The following is a 16,855-nucleotide window of genomic DNA, read 5'->3' on the forward strand; positions in this document are numbered from 1 at the left end:
ATCTCTGCAACTGTTTTTGTCTGCTCCTGAATGAATTTCACCGTCTGTTTTTTGAATTCCTCATTAAACCGTTGTCGTTGTTCCCTCATAAAAGGACACCTCTTTCTTTGTTAAGTAAATTATCCAGTTTCTCTTAACAGGTGTCCACTTTTTATTCTAGCTACAATAATACCCTTATCGCTGCCGCTAACCTGCCCGTTCGCTTAAAAAATACATCAATCCAGCAACTGCAAATGAAACAACTCCTGCTAAAGTAGACCATTTAGCAACTTTCTTCATCATTTCAAGATCTTCCTTAGGCTCTGAACTATGTTGGTAACCATTCATCCATGATCTAATGCAAAGACCAGAAACAGAAATAAAAATCATCCCTAGAAAGATGAAAAAATTCATAATTGATCTCCCTTCCCAATCACCCTAGATACTAATTTAACGTTTATTACAGGAAAAGGTTGTAAAGAAGTCAAGTTCATTGTGCTATCCTATTCGTTAACTAAAAAGGGCTACCGAATGTTGGCAGCCTTTTCTTCAAGATTTTCTTTTTTCATAATCTAAAATGTTCAATAACTAATGCAAATTGTTCTTCAACACTCATGTCGGGTGTTCTTTCAAGTGTTTTGATATCATTCTTTACGCAGGCATTTTTAATCGCATCTGAAAACTTAATGATGGACTTGTTACTCTGCTTTATCGTTTCCTCTGGATTTGTTGTATAAGCGTTAATACAGTCCAAAATCATCTTATGGTCTTCTCTGAAAAAATATAATCTTTCGATTTCTGAAGCAGACGTATAGAGACACATCATTCTTTCTTTAGGAATAAAGGATAGGATATGCTCAGGCATTATGCCTAAATCAATAATAATCGGTTTGTTATTCGGCATTCTCAACAAATCGATAACAAAGAACTCCATCATCTCTTCGACGATCTGAAGGAGCCATTTATAATGGTCATCAACGGGTTTATTAAACCACTTCTCCCAGTCTAAATTAGGATTAGGCATTTGAAGGGCAGGATAGTCAACAGGGCTAGTAAAGGGTCTATATTTTAAGACATCATCCCCTAGTGTTTGAAATCCAAAGTCTTCTATAAGTTTCTTTGTCATTGTGGTCTTCCCAGCGCAAGCTCCACCATTTAACCAATATACATGATTTAATTGTTCTCTTAGATAATTATCATTAATCTTCATGTTTACTCCTCCTCATCATTTTATTGTTGAAGGAGATGGCGTATTCTTATCATTCTGTAACAGTGAAAACACATAAAAGAGCCTCCTTATATTCCGTTATTTATTTTGTAAGCAAACCGAGTATATCTCATTATTCTTACTATTAAATCGATGCCGCTCATCCGCTATTCCACTATTATTCTACTATTCCCGTTAGCTCAATCATTTCCTACTTTCTTCTTCAAACTTTTGGATTAACCCTTGAGACCTTTTCATTGCTTCCTGTAAGTCATTCGCTGGTGCTGTAATCATATATCCGTTTGATGGGGACCACTGGCCATCATCATTCGTAACTTTAATTGTAAATTCAGAGAATTTATCATCAGTATATACATATACCCAACCGTAAGTGAAAATATCAGGCTCTATTCTACCTTTATCTTCTTTGATTCGAAAAGCGGAGAAAATGGTTGTGAAATTATGACCATCGTAATGCAACTCTAATTCTGTTCTATCTTTAGGAATTTGAGGAACCTTACTTCCTTCAAAGTCAATTACACCTTTAAAGGTTCTTTTTCCATTTATATGATTTTGCAACTTTCCATCAAGACGTACTTTTATACGCTCGATTATCCCTTCCGTTCCTAGTCGATAATAAACACCATTTACTGTCTCTGAGTACCGCTTAGGTATGAAGTACCAAGTAGAGAATATACTTGCGATTATTGCAATTATCATAACTATAACAGCAATTTTTCGCTTCATTAGACACCTCTTTTATTGTTTCAGGCTCTTTCTGTAATAAACGTAAACATACACACTAAGTTGCATTATCTTCTCTTTTTGAAAAAACAGCTGATTTATCCACTGGTACCCTGTCTGATGTCCAATTGGCTTAAGGTCCATAGGTACGGGTGGCTCTACCACTTGGTCAGTTGGATCTGTTGCCTGAATCACTTCTCATAAATTCTTGATATCTCATTTAAGTGTTTATTAGTTTCTAACATGTTATTAATAATACTCAATGTATTATAATTCTTAGGCAATGTTACTATTCTATTAAGTAAAATCCATCTCAAACAAGCGATAGCTTCAAATAATTTCAACTGCTCTTCTGGAAATCCGTTCATTTCCATATATGTCTTGATGAAAATGCGATATGATTCTTCGTCTGTATATATCAGCATCAAAAAACCAGACCATGCCACATCATATCTGACATCACCTAATTGTGCATTGGTCCAGTCAATGATTGTAAATCTTCCTTGCTCTTCTAGAATGTTTCCCAGATTAAAGTCACCGTGTATAATACAATCTTGTTGCATATTTGATTGTTCTACAAGTCTCCCTAGTATATTGTGAATGTCTTTGTGTTCCGTTAGTCCTGGAAAAAAACAATCAATAAAATCAAATTTCCTATGCATCGATGTATCCAATTGATTTATTGATGTTCTATGTATTTCAACTAATAGTCCCGAGATAACTTTTATTGTTTGCTCGTCTACTGTAGAGACCGATTTCCCATCAAAACTTGTAACTAATACTTTATTTAAATCCTCGTCATAACCCCAACCATACGGCTTTGATACAGAAACCCCGGTGTCGAAAAGAACTTGGAGTAATTTATACTGATAATTAACATCTGTACTTAATCCTTGATTCCAAATCTTGACTACCGCGCTTCCATACTTAGAATTCACTCTAATTACTTCGGCTTCTAATCCTCGTGGTAAATGATTCACTGTTATTTCGTTTGATTCATTCAGAATATCATTCAAAATTGCAGTTTGTTCTATCCATTTAAAATATTTAAAGTTTTTTATGTTTATCATCCTTTCGCAGGGAATTCTAATACGTTTGGCATTCCTGACGTTCCAGCAGCTTAAGTAAGTGACCAATGTAATGGGGAATCGGACTTAACATGTGAATGTATCCCTCAATCTATTTCTCTAATATTTCACTTCGAGCCCGAGGAGTTGACATTTCAACGATAGAATTCTTTGTTGTGTGATGCCCCCACTTTATCAAATTCCCTGTCCTATTACTTTCTTAACATATACTTTGAGTTCCATGAGTAATCCCTGTCTGATCATTTACATACTCAATTCCATTTTCACAGTTGGATTCTCTTTCCCACACGACTTTATATTCTCCATTCTCATAATCTACTGTAATAATATCAATTTCTTCTTGATCATTATTTGTTTCCTGTTGTGCTTTTACAATTGAAATTGCTTGATCTTCTGTAATTAATTTATCCCTCGAATTATCACATCCACACAAACCAACTATCAGAATAATTATCAAAAAACAGTACTGCAAATATCTCACTTCATTACCTCCCACAAGGTTGATAATTCAATTTATTTATCCCTTGCTACAACCAAAAAATAATGGTATTAATTCGATTAGTGGTCATGCCTTCTCTCCACGGACTGTAGGTAGGGGGGCTGAATCTTTAGCTAATTATTCTCTTCGAGTATCTTAACTTCATTGGAAGTCACCATGTATTTATAAATCGAGCGTATTTGAGGCCCCTCTCCGTCTTTAGGTTCACAATCTCGTTGAATTTTGATCACAAAGCCATTATCATTTTCCTTGCTTTCAATAACCTTGTTGAATGTTTCCAAGTTGTTACCGCATATAGGAACCTTTCTTAAGACCCTATTTGTAGCAGTTTCTTCAGTCAATTTTTGTTCAAAAATACACCCAGATAACAATATGATTAGTATAAACATAGGCAATAATTTACGCATTACTTAACCCCCTTTAATAAGTTAGACATAAAGATTATTTCTTTTGTTTTACTTTAGAACGCTTTAGAGGGTTTTCATAATGTTCGCTGATTCCCTATACTTTGCGCATTTCTGAAGTCCAAGCAGTTTAAGTGACCTAATAGGAAGGGGTCTCAGACTTAGCGGGGTGATGGCGCAGTATGAAGCTTTATTAAACGAATTTCTACTCTAACAAGAATAATCCTTCAATGTTTCCTTTATATTCTTCAAATCGTTTTAAATCATCAATTGCTTCCTGTACAACATCTTCTGTATTTCCGTATATCCCTTCTGTCGCTAGATAATATCCATCACTTAATCGGTCTAGAAAAGAAAATTCAGTAACATCTTTATCTGACGAACAACCATGAGTATATAAACGAAATATATATGTAAAAAATTCATCCTCAGATATCTTCTGCTTTATAAAATCCGAACGAATCAGACACAGCATAATATACATCGGGATCACAAATTCATTTTTACCATAAATAGTCTTTAGAAAAGATAAATTATCTTCAATGGATTTGGAACCTGATAATGAGAGTTCAATAAAATCATAAGGAACATCAACATGTTCAATGCAAAAATCAGCCCAGTTTATAACTTCACTTCTGCTAATATAACCTGTAGCTAGAGCAAGATAATATATACCTGCTTTGATATTTAAGTCTTTCAAATGTTTATCAATCCTTAGTAGAATTTCATCTAACGTTGTTACATTCCGATGTTCAATCGTCTTATTAGGAAGATAATAAAGAATCTATTTCAAACCAATGTTCAGTCAACCATAACATTTCATCTTTGAAACGCTTTGGGATTTCGTCACATTCGCCAAAAAATTCCGGTTGTATCCACCAAGGTATTTCAATGCACCACGATAGCCGCAAAGCGTCTGCTATATTAGATAAAGTCAACGCAGAATGCTGTGAATATCCTTCTAGGAAAGCGCATACCTTTTCGACGTTCATTATATTTCCTTCCAATGCAAAAGAAAGTATTGCTCTTCCTATGTCATGCCAAATATAGCTGAAGCAATTACGGTCGAAATCAATGACCGCGGATACGCAATTCACATCGAATAGGATATTTCCGGGTTGAAAATCCTCATGGGCAAATCCTTTTGGAAACTTATCGAAAAATTCGTTATTAAGTTGCTTCAAAATCGGCTCCAGCGCAAGCAATGCTTTCCGATACTCAACGTGATTCTCAGATGAGAAATTCATCATACTAGAGTTGAAATATTCCCATAATAAATCCATCGTATAACCACCAAAACCGGGTAGGGTCTTGACCGAATGCGTCGGCAATTGTGAAAACGCTCTGTGCATTGTAGCGCAGGTGCTACCGAGACTGTACATTTGCGATACAGTGATTGTGTCAGGACTTTCTGTCTTTCCGGTGCGAAAATCCATAACCATATAAGCTGTTTTGTCATCTAACCAACGAATTACACGGTCTCCGCATTGCCAGAGAAATGGACAGGGAACGCCGTTTTTTTCAAGGATAATCTGCCGTTGTAGCGCGGACTCGATTCTCTTAATTTGTTCTCTGCGAAACCGCTTATTGCTGTATTGTTTGACCAATAGTTCGCCTTTTTCAGTAGAAACCTTCCATTTCAGATTCAACATTCCACCTGTTACCGGAGTAATTTGATTGAAAGTGATCCCATAGCTCTCTTTTAAATCAGCTATAATACTTTCCTCCATTTATTTACACCTTCTTGTTTTTTTATTGGTGGTTTTGTGGAGATAAGCTACTCCGAAATTCATCTTGCAGACCAAGGGTCACAAGACACGCAGCGTAGATACAATGTTTTAAGATGTCCACGACTGATTCGCTAATCTATACAAGAGTCCTTACAATAAATTCATATTCCTTTGTATTAAGATTAATTATCCTTGTTCTTAAATCGTTCTTAGAAATGAAAACCGGCTCCCCATCCCTATCTATACAATAAGATATTGGTATTGAAATCCCGCAATTTCTATATGAACCATCTGCATGACTTGTACCAAGTATCATCGTATTATATTTAACTGCGATTCTCTTCGCCTCAGAAATCCACTCATCAAATTGTTCTTCACTGAACATACCTACACCTATCGGATGTGCAATATACGTTAAACTTGTATCATATTCTTCTAATCCAAGTAAACCTTGCAATAATTCGACACATAATAAATAGCCGATCTTAGAACCATTAACCTCAACTGCAGAAGGAGTATATAAACGAACATTCATGGGTGATTTTGCACGTTCTAAAATAATCTCACCATGCTGATTAATTATCAATGCTCTATCTTTGTTATTATCTAGATACCCGGTAATTATCATTTTCTTATATTTATTTGCTAACGCACATGCTTTAGCTACATTATCTTTGCCTGTAATGTAACCCTCAGGAAATAACACTGTATCAAAATCATAATCTAAAGCTATTTCAGTTTGAAGTTGTTCAAGATTTCCTTCATGGGTTGGCTGAGAGATAAGGATCTTCATAGATTGTACCCTCTTTTCAATTGTTTGCGAGGATTCCCGACAACGTTGTATAAGGACTGTACGGCTCGCAGACGAATGTTATATTAGATAATGTGACTGGCTTCTTGAATATACGATTAAGGTTTTTTCGCTTTCCATATGTATCTATACTCTTTTATTTCGAGTTTTCCATCATTATTATTTTCTTCGATTTTCTTTTCAAGTTCTTCCTTATATTCAGGCCTTGTATAATCAGGATTTCCTGGTATTCCAGATATGAACTTGGCAAATTCATTATGGTTAGGAAATGTGATTTTGGCATCGTTGTATTCTCTTATTTCTATGTCCTTGTAACTATTATTCATTAATCGTTCCTTAACAGTATCTAATGATCCCGAATGTATTCCAAATATCGTTCCCCCTGATTGAAGAATTCGACTATGATTTATGATCGAGGTCGGTCCTCTACGATTATATATCAGGTTAAATTGTCCATCTGAAAAGGGCAGCTCTTGCTTTGTTGTTGTATCGATAAACAGCAAATTAGAAATGTGCGTTTCTTTCAAAGTCGCCCTAGCTATCTTAATCATCTCAATTGAGTTATCAAATCCAATGATTGAATTGGCGTGTTTAGCCATCTTTAAAGTGAAATCTCCGTGCCCACAACCTGCATCTAAAACAGAATGGAGATTAGGTAACATACTTATTAACTCTTGTTCAAAAATCTGTTCAGCTGAAATTCCTTCCACTTTGAAAATAGCATTGCTTCTGTAGCCGCCATTCCTAATAGCCAATGAATTATACCAATCTACTCCCATGTGATCCCTCCATATAATATTTATATAACGTTCGCACATTACGAGGATCCAACTTGCGTAAGGCCTCTTGGTCCGGGTGGCGACGAAGTAGAAATGTTAAGTATTCCCTTGAAATTCGATCTGTAAAACTTCAACAGTGACAATGAATTTAGACGATGCTTACAGTCTCTTTAACATATGTATATCATTTGGCTCTAGATCAAATAATTCTTGGTCTAATTCATCTGTTAATTCACTTCCGCAGTGTTTATAAAAGTTTACTGCCGACTCTGTCTCTGTCGAAGAAATATACAAGAATTTTGCTCCTCTATTCATTGCTTCTTTGCTTAACTCGTTCATTAATTGTTTTCCTATTCCTTGCCTTCTAAAATTTCTTGTCACATACATAAGATCTATTTGAATTCGGTCTTTATTTTTCCCTCTTAATTTGTGGCCTAAAATACCAAAACCTATAAGACATTCATTCTCAAATGCTCCATAAGCTATTCCACCATCTGTGATTTCAATTCTAAACCTTTTTAATAATTGATCTAAATCCCTAGTATTCCATGTTGGACATTCATGATCGGTTCTAATTTCTTTAAGTCCCTCATTACTATTTTTGTAGATCAGATTAACTTTTTCTGATCGATCAATTTCTTTAATTTTTTCTACTTCTTCGAGCTTCATTTCTCTAATGATCATCTATGACCAACTCCCATTCCAAATTAATTCTGGTAATTTATCGCCGAACATTTTTGTGTCTACGAATTACTGACCTTCAAGCAGCTTATGTGGCCGAAGGGAACGGGTCGCCAGACTTAGATGTTGAATGTATCACCTGAATTAACTTTCTCCGATATCCCTCTTGGGAATCAAGGGCTAATGTTCTTCGATTCACTCCAAAACAATCATTCATATAATTATGTTAAGTAAGCAGGGAACATTATTGGAAAACTCACTAAAAAACCTATAATCAGAATAATTATTGCTTGTTTTATTGAATTAAGTGATCTATAAAATAGTGTTTTCATATTTCTATTGTAATAGAAGCTACTAATTAGAATAAGTAATATATAGATTACTAACATCGAAATACCGATAGATCTCGAAGTTACTGAAGGTCCAATATAATCTTCTCTAAATCTATGCTCATACTCAAATCCAAAATACGCACCATAGAAAAATAGATAAATAAATAATGTTATTATTGATGCAATGAGAAGTAATGTAACTTTTATCTTTAGTTTATTAATACCCTCATTCGAATTCTCTCTCATATAATCCTGCTTTCTGGTTATTTCATGAAACGTTCGCGCATTCCTGACGTTTCAAGTAGCTCAAGTGACCGTAGAGAGCCGGTCATCAGACTTAGCCGGACACAACCGCGCTTAGTCAGTGTAGGTGTATCGCCTGATTCAACTTCACCGCAAGTATTCCTAGAGACCCAGAGTCGGTAAGCCGGCTAATAGCGTGTTATTAACTAATATTCCCTCTTTCTCGAACCCCGTTTAATGGTCTTATGCTTTTATTGGTGCCATATTTATCTCTTTGCTCGTGTTTTTTTGTTTCAATACTCTACGTATTAACTATTTATACGTCTATTTTCTTCTTGCATTAGCCAATGCCGTATTCCCTTACCGGCATAAGGTTCATCTTTATATCTTGGTACAATATGTAAATGAGAATGAAAAATATACTGACCGCCCACTTCTCCTATATTCCAACCAAGATTATAACCATCTGGCTTATATTTTGTGTCTAAGTAATTTTTTGTTATATCAATCAATTTTTTTGTGTCTATCCATTCTCTTTCTGATAAATCAAATGGTGTCTCTTTATGTACTTTCGGTATGATATAACATGACCCTATTAATATATTACTATCATCAGAGACACAGACAACTGATTCATATTCAAATAAAACATGCTGAAAATTTGCTTGGTAATTACAGCATTTACAATTAACTTTTGTATTCATCTTAACCTCCAAGTTTCAAAAAGCTTAACTACAACTCTAGGATCTTATCCCGAGTTAATCTAATCTTTGGCTTGTTTTGCCATTCAATATCTATTAAATCAGATAGACAGGACAATAATTTCAATCAGCAAATATACGGTACACAAACTATAGCTTTTTCACTTTTTAGATGCACTCATAATATTATGGGTTAGGAGATTTCACTACCGTTTGGGTACCCCACTCATTTTGCAATGTTATTTTAACTTTTTTCTCATAATCAGTTTAGGTTCAATTTCATAATACGCAGAAAATCCTAATTTTTCATATAATTTTGCAGGTCCCATATAATCATATTCCGTATTCATAAATTCTCTATTAGGATACGCTTCTACAAAATCAAAACCCTCTCGTGCCGCATCTACGCAGACGCTTTTCAAGAGTAATTCTGCAATGCCATTCCTTCTCATATCAGGAGCAATTACAAAACAGAACACAGCTTTAACTTTTATATCTGGAGAAGATTCCTTCTTATTAACTGTACTCATATACATTTTGCCACACTGGCATTCAAGACAATCCGATTTTGTGTTTGCATTACACCAGCCAACAACCTTGTTATTATAATAAGCAAGATATCCTTGAATATTATTCTCGTTGACATAGGTAATCGCTATATTCCTTCTTTTTTCCGCAGTAGAAAAGTCTTGCCCTTCATAGGCAACATTGCACCAACACACACAGTAACATTTATCTTCCTCTTTATCAGTAAAGTGAGATACCGTATCAAAAAAATGTAAATAGTCATCTAATAATTCAGGTGATAATTTCTTAATCTCAATATTCATTTTTTTAGCTCCTCAAATATAATTCGTCTCCGCCAAACAAATTTATCGTTGAGAATCACCTACTTTACCATATTTATTTGAGTTCTTGTTTCGAAAATAGTTACACAGCTTTTGCATTTACTTACGCCTAATGTTCAGAAAACCCACCTTCTTCTAGCCGTAGCTTTCATCAGGTGGGTTTCTGTGTTGGTGGGTTCACTTCATTGGTTTATCTTCTTCCAACCGAGACCATCTTAATGTATGGAAATATAAATTCTGGGTTCGGTGATTAACGTTCCTGTATCCACGATGCCTCACCGACTTAAGGCTCCGTCAGGAGCCGGTATCGGTGCATGTGTCCGCTGAATCCGCTTCTCATCTAATCGCTTCTCAGGGAACGAGGACAGTCAGGTCCGAAGTGTGGATATGATGTTAGACGATGCTAATGCCCTCCTCGAGTTGCTTACAAAGATCCCTCCAATGTTTCCATGCTAATAAATATTGAGACAAGTCATTAGTATGATGTTTGATACTTAACCCTATTCGACAATAGAGTTGTACTGACACCTCATCTATTAATCTTTCTTTATCAATTAATCCTTGTTTAAGACGATTATAGGCAGTGAGTAAAGTATCCAAATTAATGTCATCAGGTGATGAACAAAACGCATAGATAAAGTCATATATTAATGGACCCGCCATCGGTGAAGGGTCAATTACTCCAATTAACCTTGATTGATTGAAAACAAAGTTGTGTACTCCTGTATCACCATGTAGTAAATATTTCTCAGTTGAATTATCACTATACAATTTCAATACTTGTGATCTAGCAAAATTATAATCTTCATTCGAGAGAATATTTCCGATATTGTTTTTAGCTTCTTCTACACTTGTCTTATTAAAATCCATCCATGAACTACGTAAATCTCCTAATCTTCCCCACGAACCTTCTGCCTTATATGGTTTATACTTGTTTAATAGATCATCGACTAGTCTAATTAACCATAATTTCTTATCACCACGATTAAAATGCGTCGTACCTTCAATAAACGTATAAATAATATGTGACCAATCATGAGCTAAATAAATTATATTCGGAAGCAACGATGATTCTTGATATGAGTTCAATAAATCGGCTCCAATTTTAATTTCATTAGGATGATCAAACTTTAAAACAAGCTTACTTCCTTTGGTAGTAATTAATTGAATAACACGACCGTCAGTCGTTCCTGACATTATTTTATAATCTACTAGGTCATAATCCAATTTATTAGATTTAAAAAGTTTCTGTATTTCAATAATATCAAGTTCCATATTTCTCCCCTTTTATCTTACATATCTCTGCATTAGTTTCATCTACCTTGCGCAATCCTGACGTTCAAGCGGCTTAAGGACCGTAGGTCCGGTTAGCTCTGCCACTTAGTCGGTTGGATGTGTCACCTGATTTAATCTTCCTTCTGGTGACCAAGGAAGCGTAGCGACCACTGTGTTAATGCAAGGTTACCGATGTTGGTAGCCTCTCTGAATCAATCCATCAAAACCACTTTATGTTTCTTATTTATTTTGCATTATTAATCTTTGTAATATTTTTTTGTACTTTATAATTCCTGAGTTCTATTTGTTACTCTTTGGAAATCCATAAGCCAATAAAAGAAATCCTAAGAAAAAAAAGAACCAAACAAAAAAATTATCAAAAAATCCTGAATAATTAGATGTTCTATCGGTACCCGTTCCTTGATTAGCATACCCTGCTGCAACTATTGAAGCTGATAACTTCACAATGATTCTTTCAACAGTGTATAATATCCCACTGACTATCATAAATATGGTCCCTAAAATCTTGTACAGGTTGTTTCCCAAGAAAAAAACTCCCTCCGCTTGTTATTCATGTTTTCGTGTTTCAATACATCTTTATACCATTATCCGATAACGTTTGGTATTCACGAACCCGAGAGGCTTAAGGAGCTTAAGCTCCGGGTCGCTAAACTTAGTCTCGCAGGGTGTCTGCCTGAATCCACTTCCTCGAAATACCTCTAGCACTATGGACCTCAGTCCAAAACATGAATACTGTGTTATCGGATGCCGGCACTTCCATTGGGTTACCTCAAAAATCTATTCCCAATAGGCTGTGCCTGTATATAGAAATGGCTCCTTGTTTAAGTAACTACTGAATTCTCTACTTACTAGACTACTTATGTGACCTTCCAACCATTCATTAGAATCAGGCATCCCTAACCAATAACCTAAGGTATCTAATTGACCAGCAATAAAAAATGTTTCAAGTAACGATTCATAGTTTGACGGCAATGGAAATATGTTTGAATAACAATTTAATAGACTTTCTCTAAATGAAGGATGAATATATGAAAATGTCCACCCAAGATCGAATAAATAAAATCCGAAACCACAAGCACCGAAATCAATAGGACTAACTATATCATTGTGAAATATATAATTAGAAGGAATTAAATCAGCATGGATTACTCCCCAATTATTATTAGTTTTTTCAAGATTTATTATTATGTTCTTAGCTTTTTGTCCTGCTAAAATAAGTGTTTCTCCACTCTTAATTATAGTACCATTCTCAATGGCTATTTGAATTCGTTCCAATGATTTATCAAGTTTATGTTCATCGAAAGTCGGTCGTGAAAATCCATTTGGAACAATCCATTTACTAGATTCAAGATGGAGCTTTGCAATCATTGTCCCAACTTTACCTGTATCCTCAGCAGTCGGAACATATGGTTTTTGTTCCCCATTAACCCAAGATAATAAAGTACAATACATAACCTTGTCACAATGATTGACTTCAGTAATAAGATTGTTATTTTGGTTATATATTGGTTTTGGAACTACGATATCACTTGCTTTAGAAAGAGCATCTAACCATGTCATTTCAGAATGAATAGACTCCTTTGTACCCCAAATCTCTTCAAATCCCTGGGATAGTGATTCATGAATTCTAAGAGAGAATTGTTTGCCACTATCCGTTTCATTAACACGATATATGACATTGCCACTTTGACCAATATACTCGATCTCATAATCATTGAAGTCATATTCTTTCAAAGCTTTCTTGGAGATCTCAACATAATTAGCATTTGACATTTGAATTGATCTCCTCTTTTTTTGTGCCGATTTCACTTAACGTTTCCGTGTTATCATAGCGTCCCACCACCTTAAGGTCCGTAGGACCGGCCGCGATGCGGTTAGGTAGTGTGGATGTGTCCGGCAACTGCTTCCTCGACTTCTCTTCCGAGACCGAGGCGGCTTCCGTAACATATTGTTAGCTGATGCCATACACTTCTTCGTTATTGCTACAATGAGCCTCTCGATTCTATTATTTTCAGATCACTGAATGTGATTTCTAGTTCTGCTAGTTCCAACCACCCATTCATTAATATTTGCACTTCAAATAAATCTTGTTCAATTAATCGTACTTCCATCCACAGACAGCTATTATTAGTAAGTTTAAATGAGAAATGAGTATTGAAATTTTCGTACTCCAGTAAAGATTAATCTTATTAGTTTTTCTTCCACAGTCTTAATTAGAAGTACAACATCATTTTCTTCATTACTAAACTGTACAATCGTCGCATCATATATAAGATGACTATTATGTAACTTTTTTATTTCTTCTGTGAGGTTACTTGAAATTGAACTGTAATATTGGTTATATTCCTCCCCAATTGATTTCCATTTCAAATCCCATTCAGCTTTCCAAGTTTCGACTTTATTTTGTATGGTTTTTTCTGGTATATTACATCCCATAAAACTTTGATTTTCTACGTATTTTAGTAAGTTGTGAGGTAGATACTTAAGATAGAATGGCTTCATGTATTCAAAGTTCTGTAATGACTCTTTATAGTAATCTCTCCCTTCATTTTCATACAATTCTATCCATCCCTCTAACTCTTCCTTTGACTCGTGAAAGCAAAGACTTCCTCGAACTTGCATTTCTTCATATATCTCTTTGGTGAAATACCTCATTACTTCCTCCAAAAAATTTATTTGTATAGTTTCACCTAACGTTGGTGTGCTCCCGACTCCTCACCGACTTAAGCCCGAAGGGCGGCCGCGACGCGGTTAGTCGGTGCAGGTGTGAATCCTCTTCCTCCTCGAAATTCCTCGGGCAGATCAAGGGGCGTAAGCCCAGCAGCGGGAAAACGGTGTTATACCACCATAACTATATTACTACCGACTTTACTAACATTGGAAACAGATAACCTCAATTTACTAGTTTCTCTATTTACAACGCCAGATGTCTATTACATGGATACTTTGGTTGCAGTTAGCATCCACTTTTTTAAATATCATTTTACTGTAACGTTTATTTCCCATTTTGCACCAACGCAGACCTTTCTAATTCTATACATCGAATCCTAAACTATTAATTTTCCACTCATTGTTATACTTAATAAATGTTAAATTTAGAAATGTTGGAGGGATCTCGGGTTCCCCATTTAAGTGTATATAGAATTCTCTTATAAATATATCGAATGTATTCGTTTTACGATCATATTCATATCCTTGAATTACCCAATCATCTAATTGAGTCTTTTCTTCATTATTAAATAAGAGCCATTCATAACCGTTAGTGTTTAATATTTTAGCGTATAAGTTATTATCTTTTTCTTCAAGAACGATGTCTTCTGATAATAATTGGCGGAGTTTGTCTTTATCTCCTGTTGTATGTGCTCTAACAAATTCCTTTGAAAGATTACTTATAGAAGCGTAATTTTCTTTTTCCTTATTATAATCATCAATTTGTATATTAAGTTGCTGGATCGTATGATTTAATTCTTCTATCCTTTTTTCTTTTTCATTTAATATTTCAGTAAATTTTGTATTTTCTTCTTCAAGCTGACTTTCATACCCTTTTATTGAGTCATCTTGCTGAGAACACCCAGTTAACAGTGTAAAACTACAAATAGTTAATATCAATAATCTCCTCACCATAATCACTTATACCCCTACTTTCTAATAGGCTTGTATTCATATTATATCGACTTCAACACGTGAGGTTGAAAATTATTTATTCATTTATCAACCACGCATAACCTATTTCCATTGTATATTATTTAGCTCTGGAATAACCATTTGTTCCAAATCATTGGTTATTCTATATGATTTTAATCTTTTCTTTTGCGAAACCGCATTGTATTCAAAAATAGATATATAGTTATTATCGTAAAGTGTTATTCCAAAATTTCTATTTCCATCGCTTTTTAAGACTATCCAGTATGACGTTTTAAAATTGATATTTGATATATTTGATTCTTTTAATTTCATCTGAGAGAAAGCATCCATTATTTTTGTAATTTGGCTAGGGTCTGTTACGGTTATTTCCTTCTCATTTGTACGATCCGATATGATCCTTGTTGATTATCTTAATCCATTTTGCAATGTCTATGTATATCTATTACGAGTCCAAGTATGATTGCCCGATACTTTACGGACTATGCCAATATCCTTTTACTTCAATCAATAAGATCTATCAAGCCAAAATCTCTTGGATCGCTTATTGTTTTATACGCTATGAGTTCCCCTTTTTCATTAAAACCCTGGATATCAAATGGCGTGACAGATGTTGAGGGTAGAAATACGTACCAGATCATTTTTCCAGGATCTATTTCAGTCAATTTAGCGTTATATTTACCTTCACCTTTAATCTCAACGGATACATTCGTAATCGTTGGATCCAGAACATCTCCAATAACCATAGGAAAGGGAGTTGAGATATTATCTATTTCAGGGATACTCATATGATTTAAGGCAGGCTTATTTTGTGAAGATTCACCAATTGCGAACCCCTGACCCCAGACCCATTTCCATCCGAGCCACGTTTTACGTGCATACTCCACTTGAAGATTACTAGCCACTTCTTCATTACCTCGTTTCACAAATAAAAGCATGCCCCCTTCTACAGGTTCTCGGTGAATGACTCGCATCGATGATAAACCTCTAAATTGCTGAACAGCGTCATCTGGGGTTTTACTAAGTGGGATACGAATTGTACTACTCAGTCCCATAGCATGACTCATTCGTCGGTCTGATAATCCACCTGGTCTATCATTAACATAAACAAGTGCATAGAAGACAACGACAGAAGAAAGAATTAGTGTGGCAGTGGTCCAGATGATTCTTTTGTACTTTTTCAGTATTCGCATGCCCTACCTCCATCACAATATCACAAATTATTTTTAGAATATCTTTAATATAACGTTTATTATAGGGAAAGGTTGCAAGCAAAAAAGGCTGCCGTAGCAACCGTTATCGTGTCCGTTCATCCCAGTTCTAAGCTACCGTTGTATTCGACTTGAGCGCATTGCTTTCACATGTTTTATACTACTGTCATTTATAAAAGACTTATATTCATCTGATTCAATCGCGTAAAGTGCCACTTTCCCTTGTGAGTCATTATGAATACCCCAACCGTATCGTTTCCCTATGGATGATGTTCGAAGGCATGGTTGTCCTTTGGAAAATAATTTCTCGCGCTCAACTTTTCTCTCTGCATCCACAATATTATTACGATGTGCAAATACTTCAAATAGTACATCCTCCTGAGTGTATTGGTAGGGGTTATTCGCAATCAATTCAAACTGTAATACCGGAATAGACTTTGAACCACTTTTTGTTTTTGGAATTTCTGCTGTTTTAACCGGACAGTCATCCGCAACTTCAATAAATGTGTTGTAAAAATTCATATCCTTCATATTTGTAGTACCTCCAATCGGTTATTGAACTTTATATCTAACAAATGGATTATTGTGTTATATGAATGAAACTAAGTAGTTTACTGTTCTCTTTTATGCAAGCATAAACGGCTTCGCCGTCCTTTAGCG

The 16,855-nt window shown here is 35.1% G+C and carries 21 protein-coding genes; all 21 read right to left on the reverse strand.

Translation table 11 applies throughout. The annotated features are described in order from the left end of the window. Positions 1-186: 186 nt before the first annotated feature. The 21 genes from AC1D7X_RS12620 to AC1D7X_RS12720 all read right to left on the reverse strand — a co-directional run bounded on the left by AC1D7X_RS12620 (position 187) and on the right by AC1D7X_RS12720 (position 16,726). Positions 187-393 (reverse strand): hypothetical protein, encoded by a 207-nt coding sequence (locus AC1D7X_RS12620; RefSeq protein ID WP_495475348.1) that lies wholly within the window; start codon positions 391-393, stop codon positions 187-189. A 151-nt stretch (positions 394-544) separates the two neighbouring features. After that, on the reverse strand, positions 545-1,189 hold the full coding sequence (locus AC1D7X_RS12625; RefSeq protein WP_495457138.1) for a hypothetical protein: 645 nt from the start codon (positions 1,187-1,189) through the stop codon (positions 545-547). A gap of 201 nt (positions 1,190-1,390) precedes the next feature. Next, on the reverse strand, positions 1,391-1,933 hold the full coding sequence (locus AC1D7X_RS12630) for a hypothetical protein (RefSeq protein WP_495457139.1): 543 nt from the start codon (positions 1,931-1,933) through the stop codon (positions 1,391-1,393). A gap of 188 nt (positions 1,934-2,121) precedes the next feature. Further along, the gene (locus tag AC1D7X_RS12635) at positions 2,122-3,000 is read right to left on the reverse strand and encodes an aminoglycoside phosphotransferase family protein (RefSeq protein WP_495457140.1); all 879 of its coding nucleotides are present in this window, start codon (positions 2,998-3,000) and stop codon (positions 2,122-2,124) included. A gap of 217 nt (positions 3,001-3,217) precedes the next feature. Next, positions 3,218-3,499 (reverse strand): hypothetical protein, encoded by a 282-nt coding sequence (locus AC1D7X_RS12640; RefSeq protein WP_495457141.1) that lies wholly within the window; start codon positions 3,497-3,499, stop codon positions 3,218-3,220. Between the two features lie 131 nt (positions 3,500-3,630). Beyond that, positions 3,631-3,924, reverse strand: coding sequence for a hypothetical protein (locus AC1D7X_RS12645; RefSeq protein WP_495475349.1), 294 nt, complete (start codon positions 3,922-3,924; stop codon positions 3,631-3,633). A gap of 202 nt (positions 3,925-4,126) precedes the next feature. Continuing rightward, positions 4,127-4,621, reverse strand: a complete 495-nt coding sequence (locus tag AC1D7X_RS12650) for a hypothetical protein (RefSeq protein WP_495475350.1) — start codon at positions 4,619-4,621, stop codon at positions 4,127-4,129. Between the two features lie 64 nt (positions 4,622-4,685). Then, positions 4,686-5,651: a phosphotransferase enzyme family protein gene (locus AC1D7X_RS12655; protein WP_495475351.1), complete on the reverse strand. Its 966-nt coding sequence runs from the start codon at positions 5,649-5,651 to the stop codon at positions 4,686-4,688. Between the two features lie 136 nt (positions 5,652-5,787). Then, the gene (locus AC1D7X_RS12660) at positions 5,788-6,444 is read right to left on the reverse strand and encodes a hypothetical protein (protein WP_495475352.1); all 657 of its coding nucleotides are present in this window, start codon (positions 6,442-6,444) and stop codon (positions 5,788-5,790) included. A gap of 116 nt (positions 6,445-6,560) precedes the next feature. Then, entirely contained in the window at positions 6,561-7,241 is a 681-nt protein-coding gene (locus AC1D7X_RS12665; RefSeq protein ID WP_495475353.1) for a class I SAM-dependent methyltransferase, read from the reverse strand. Positions 7,242-7,400: 159 nt separating this feature from the next. Then, on the reverse strand, positions 7,401-7,925 hold the full coding sequence (locus tag AC1D7X_RS12670) for a GNAT family N-acetyltransferase (RefSeq protein WP_495475354.1): 525 nt from the start codon (positions 7,923-7,925) through the stop codon (positions 7,401-7,403). Positions 7,926-8,805: 880 nt separating this feature from the next. Further along, positions 8,806-9,201, reverse strand: a complete 396-nt coding sequence (locus tag AC1D7X_RS12675; protein WP_495457148.1) for an HIT family protein — start codon at positions 9,199-9,201, stop codon at positions 8,806-8,808. Between the two features lie 236 nt (positions 9,202-9,437). Next, positions 9,438-10,028 carry a GNAT family N-acetyltransferase gene (locus AC1D7X_RS12680; RefSeq protein ID WP_495457149.1) on the reverse strand — a complete coding sequence of 197 codons (591 nt, stop codon included), beginning with the start codon at positions 10,026-10,028 and terminating at the stop codon, positions 9,438-9,440. Between the two features lie 411 nt (positions 10,029-10,439). After that, positions 10,440-11,321: a phosphotransferase gene (locus AC1D7X_RS12685; RefSeq protein WP_495457150.1), complete on the reverse strand. Its 882-nt coding sequence runs from the start codon at positions 11,319-11,321 to the stop codon at positions 10,440-10,442. A 300-nt stretch (positions 11,322-11,621) separates the two neighbouring features. After that, on the reverse strand, positions 11,622-11,867 hold the full coding sequence (locus AC1D7X_RS12690; RefSeq protein ID WP_495475355.1) for a hypothetical protein: 246 nt from the start codon (positions 11,865-11,867) through the stop codon (positions 11,622-11,624). A gap of 252 nt (positions 11,868-12,119) precedes the next feature. Then, positions 12,120-13,115: a phosphotransferase enzyme family protein gene (locus tag AC1D7X_RS12695; RefSeq protein ID WP_495457152.1), complete on the reverse strand. Its 996-nt coding sequence runs from the start codon at positions 13,113-13,115 to the stop codon at positions 12,120-12,122. Between the two features lie 363 nt (positions 13,116-13,478). Beyond that, on the reverse strand, positions 13,479-13,997 hold the full coding sequence (locus AC1D7X_RS12700) for a DUF4085 family protein (RefSeq protein WP_495457154.1): 519 nt from the start codon (positions 13,995-13,997) through the stop codon (positions 13,479-13,481). Positions 13,998-14,375: 378 nt separating this feature from the next. After that, on the reverse strand, positions 14,376-14,966 hold the full coding sequence (locus AC1D7X_RS12705) for a hypothetical protein (RefSeq protein WP_495457155.1): 591 nt from the start codon (positions 14,964-14,966) through the stop codon (positions 14,376-14,378). Positions 14,967-15,068: 102 nt separating this feature from the next. Next, positions 15,069-15,299 carry a hypothetical protein gene (locus AC1D7X_RS12710; RefSeq protein ID WP_495475356.1) on the reverse strand — a complete coding sequence of 77 codons (231 nt, stop codon included), beginning with the start codon at positions 15,297-15,299 and terminating at the stop codon, positions 15,069-15,071. 188 nt (positions 15,300-15,487) lie between these two features. Continuing rightward, positions 15,488-16,177, reverse strand: coding sequence for a hypothetical protein (locus AC1D7X_RS12715; RefSeq protein WP_495475357.1), 690 nt, complete (start codon positions 16,175-16,177; stop codon positions 15,488-15,490). A gap of 132 nt (positions 16,178-16,309) precedes the next feature. Then, positions 16,310-16,726, reverse strand: a complete 417-nt coding sequence (locus tag AC1D7X_RS12720; RefSeq protein ID WP_495457157.1) for a DUF6157 family protein — start codon at positions 16,724-16,726, stop codon at positions 16,310-16,312. Between the last annotated feature and the right edge of the window lie 129 nt (positions 16,727-16,855).

Source organism: Paenibacillus sp. Y568 (genome assembly GCF_059445545.1).

Coding starts and splice junctions, on each gene's coding strand:
- AC1D7X_RS12620 (WP_495475348.1), bottom strand. CDS start 393: ATGAATTTTTTCATCTTTCTAGGGATGATTTTTATTTCTGTTTCTGGT.
- AC1D7X_RS12625 (WP_495457138.1), bottom strand. CDS start 1,189: ATGAAGATTAATGATAATTATCTAAGAGAACAATTAAATCATGTATAT.
- AC1D7X_RS12630 (WP_495457139.1), bottom strand. CDS start 1,933: ATGAAGCGAAAAATTGCTGTTATAGTTATGATAATTGCAATAATCGCA.
- AC1D7X_RS12635 (WP_495457140.1), bottom strand. CDS start 3,000: ATGATAAACATAAAAAACTTTAAATATTTTAAATGGATAGAACAAACT.
- AC1D7X_RS12645 (WP_495475349.1), bottom strand. CDS start 3,924: ATGCGTAAATTATTGCCTATGTTTATACTAATCATATTGTTATCTGGG.
- AC1D7X_RS12655 (WP_495475351.1), bottom strand. CDS start 5,651: ATGGAGGAAAGTATTATAGCTGATTTAAAAGAGAGCTATGGGATCACT.
- AC1D7X_RS12660 (WP_495475352.1), bottom strand. CDS start 6,444: ATGAAGATCCTTATCTCTCAGCCAACCCATGAAGGAAATCTTGAACAA.
- AC1D7X_RS12665 (WP_495475353.1), bottom strand. CDS start 7,241: ATGGGAGTAGATTGGTATAATTCATTGGCTATTAGGAATGGCGGCTAC.
- AC1D7X_RS12670 (WP_495475354.1), bottom strand. CDS start 7,925: ATGATCATTAGAGAAATGAAGCTCGAAGAAGTAGAAAAAATTAAAGAA.
- AC1D7X_RS12675 (WP_495457148.1), bottom strand. CDS start 9,201: ATGAATACAAAAGTTAATTGTAAATGCTGTAATTACCAAGCAAATTTT.
- AC1D7X_RS12680 (WP_495457149.1), bottom strand. CDS start 10,028: ATGAATATTGAGATTAAGAAATTATCACCTGAATTATTAGATGACTAT.
- AC1D7X_RS12685 (WP_495457150.1), bottom strand. CDS start 11,321: ATGGAACTTGATATTATTGAAATACAGAAACTTTTTAAATCTAATAAA.
- AC1D7X_RS12695 (WP_495457152.1), bottom strand. CDS start 13,115: ATGTCAAATGCTAATTATGTTGAGATCTCCAAGAAAGCTTTGAAAGAA.
- AC1D7X_RS12700 (WP_495457154.1), bottom strand. CDS start 13,997: ATGAGGTATTTCACCAAAGAGATATATGAAGAAATGCAAGTTCGAGGA.
- AC1D7X_RS12705 (WP_495457155.1), bottom strand. CDS start 14,966: ATGGTGAGGAGATTATTGATATTAACTATTTGTAGTTTTACACTGTTA.
- AC1D7X_RS12710 (WP_495475356.1), bottom strand. CDS start 15,299: ATGAAATTAAAAGAATCAAATATATCAAATATCAATTTTAAAACGTCA.
- AC1D7X_RS12715 (WP_495475357.1), bottom strand. CDS start 16,177: ATGCGAATACTGAAAAAGTACAAAAGAATCATCTGGACCACTGCCACA.
- AC1D7X_RS12720 (WP_495457157.1), bottom strand. CDS start 16,726: ATGAAGGATATGAATTTTTACAACACATTTATTGAAGTTGCGGATGAC.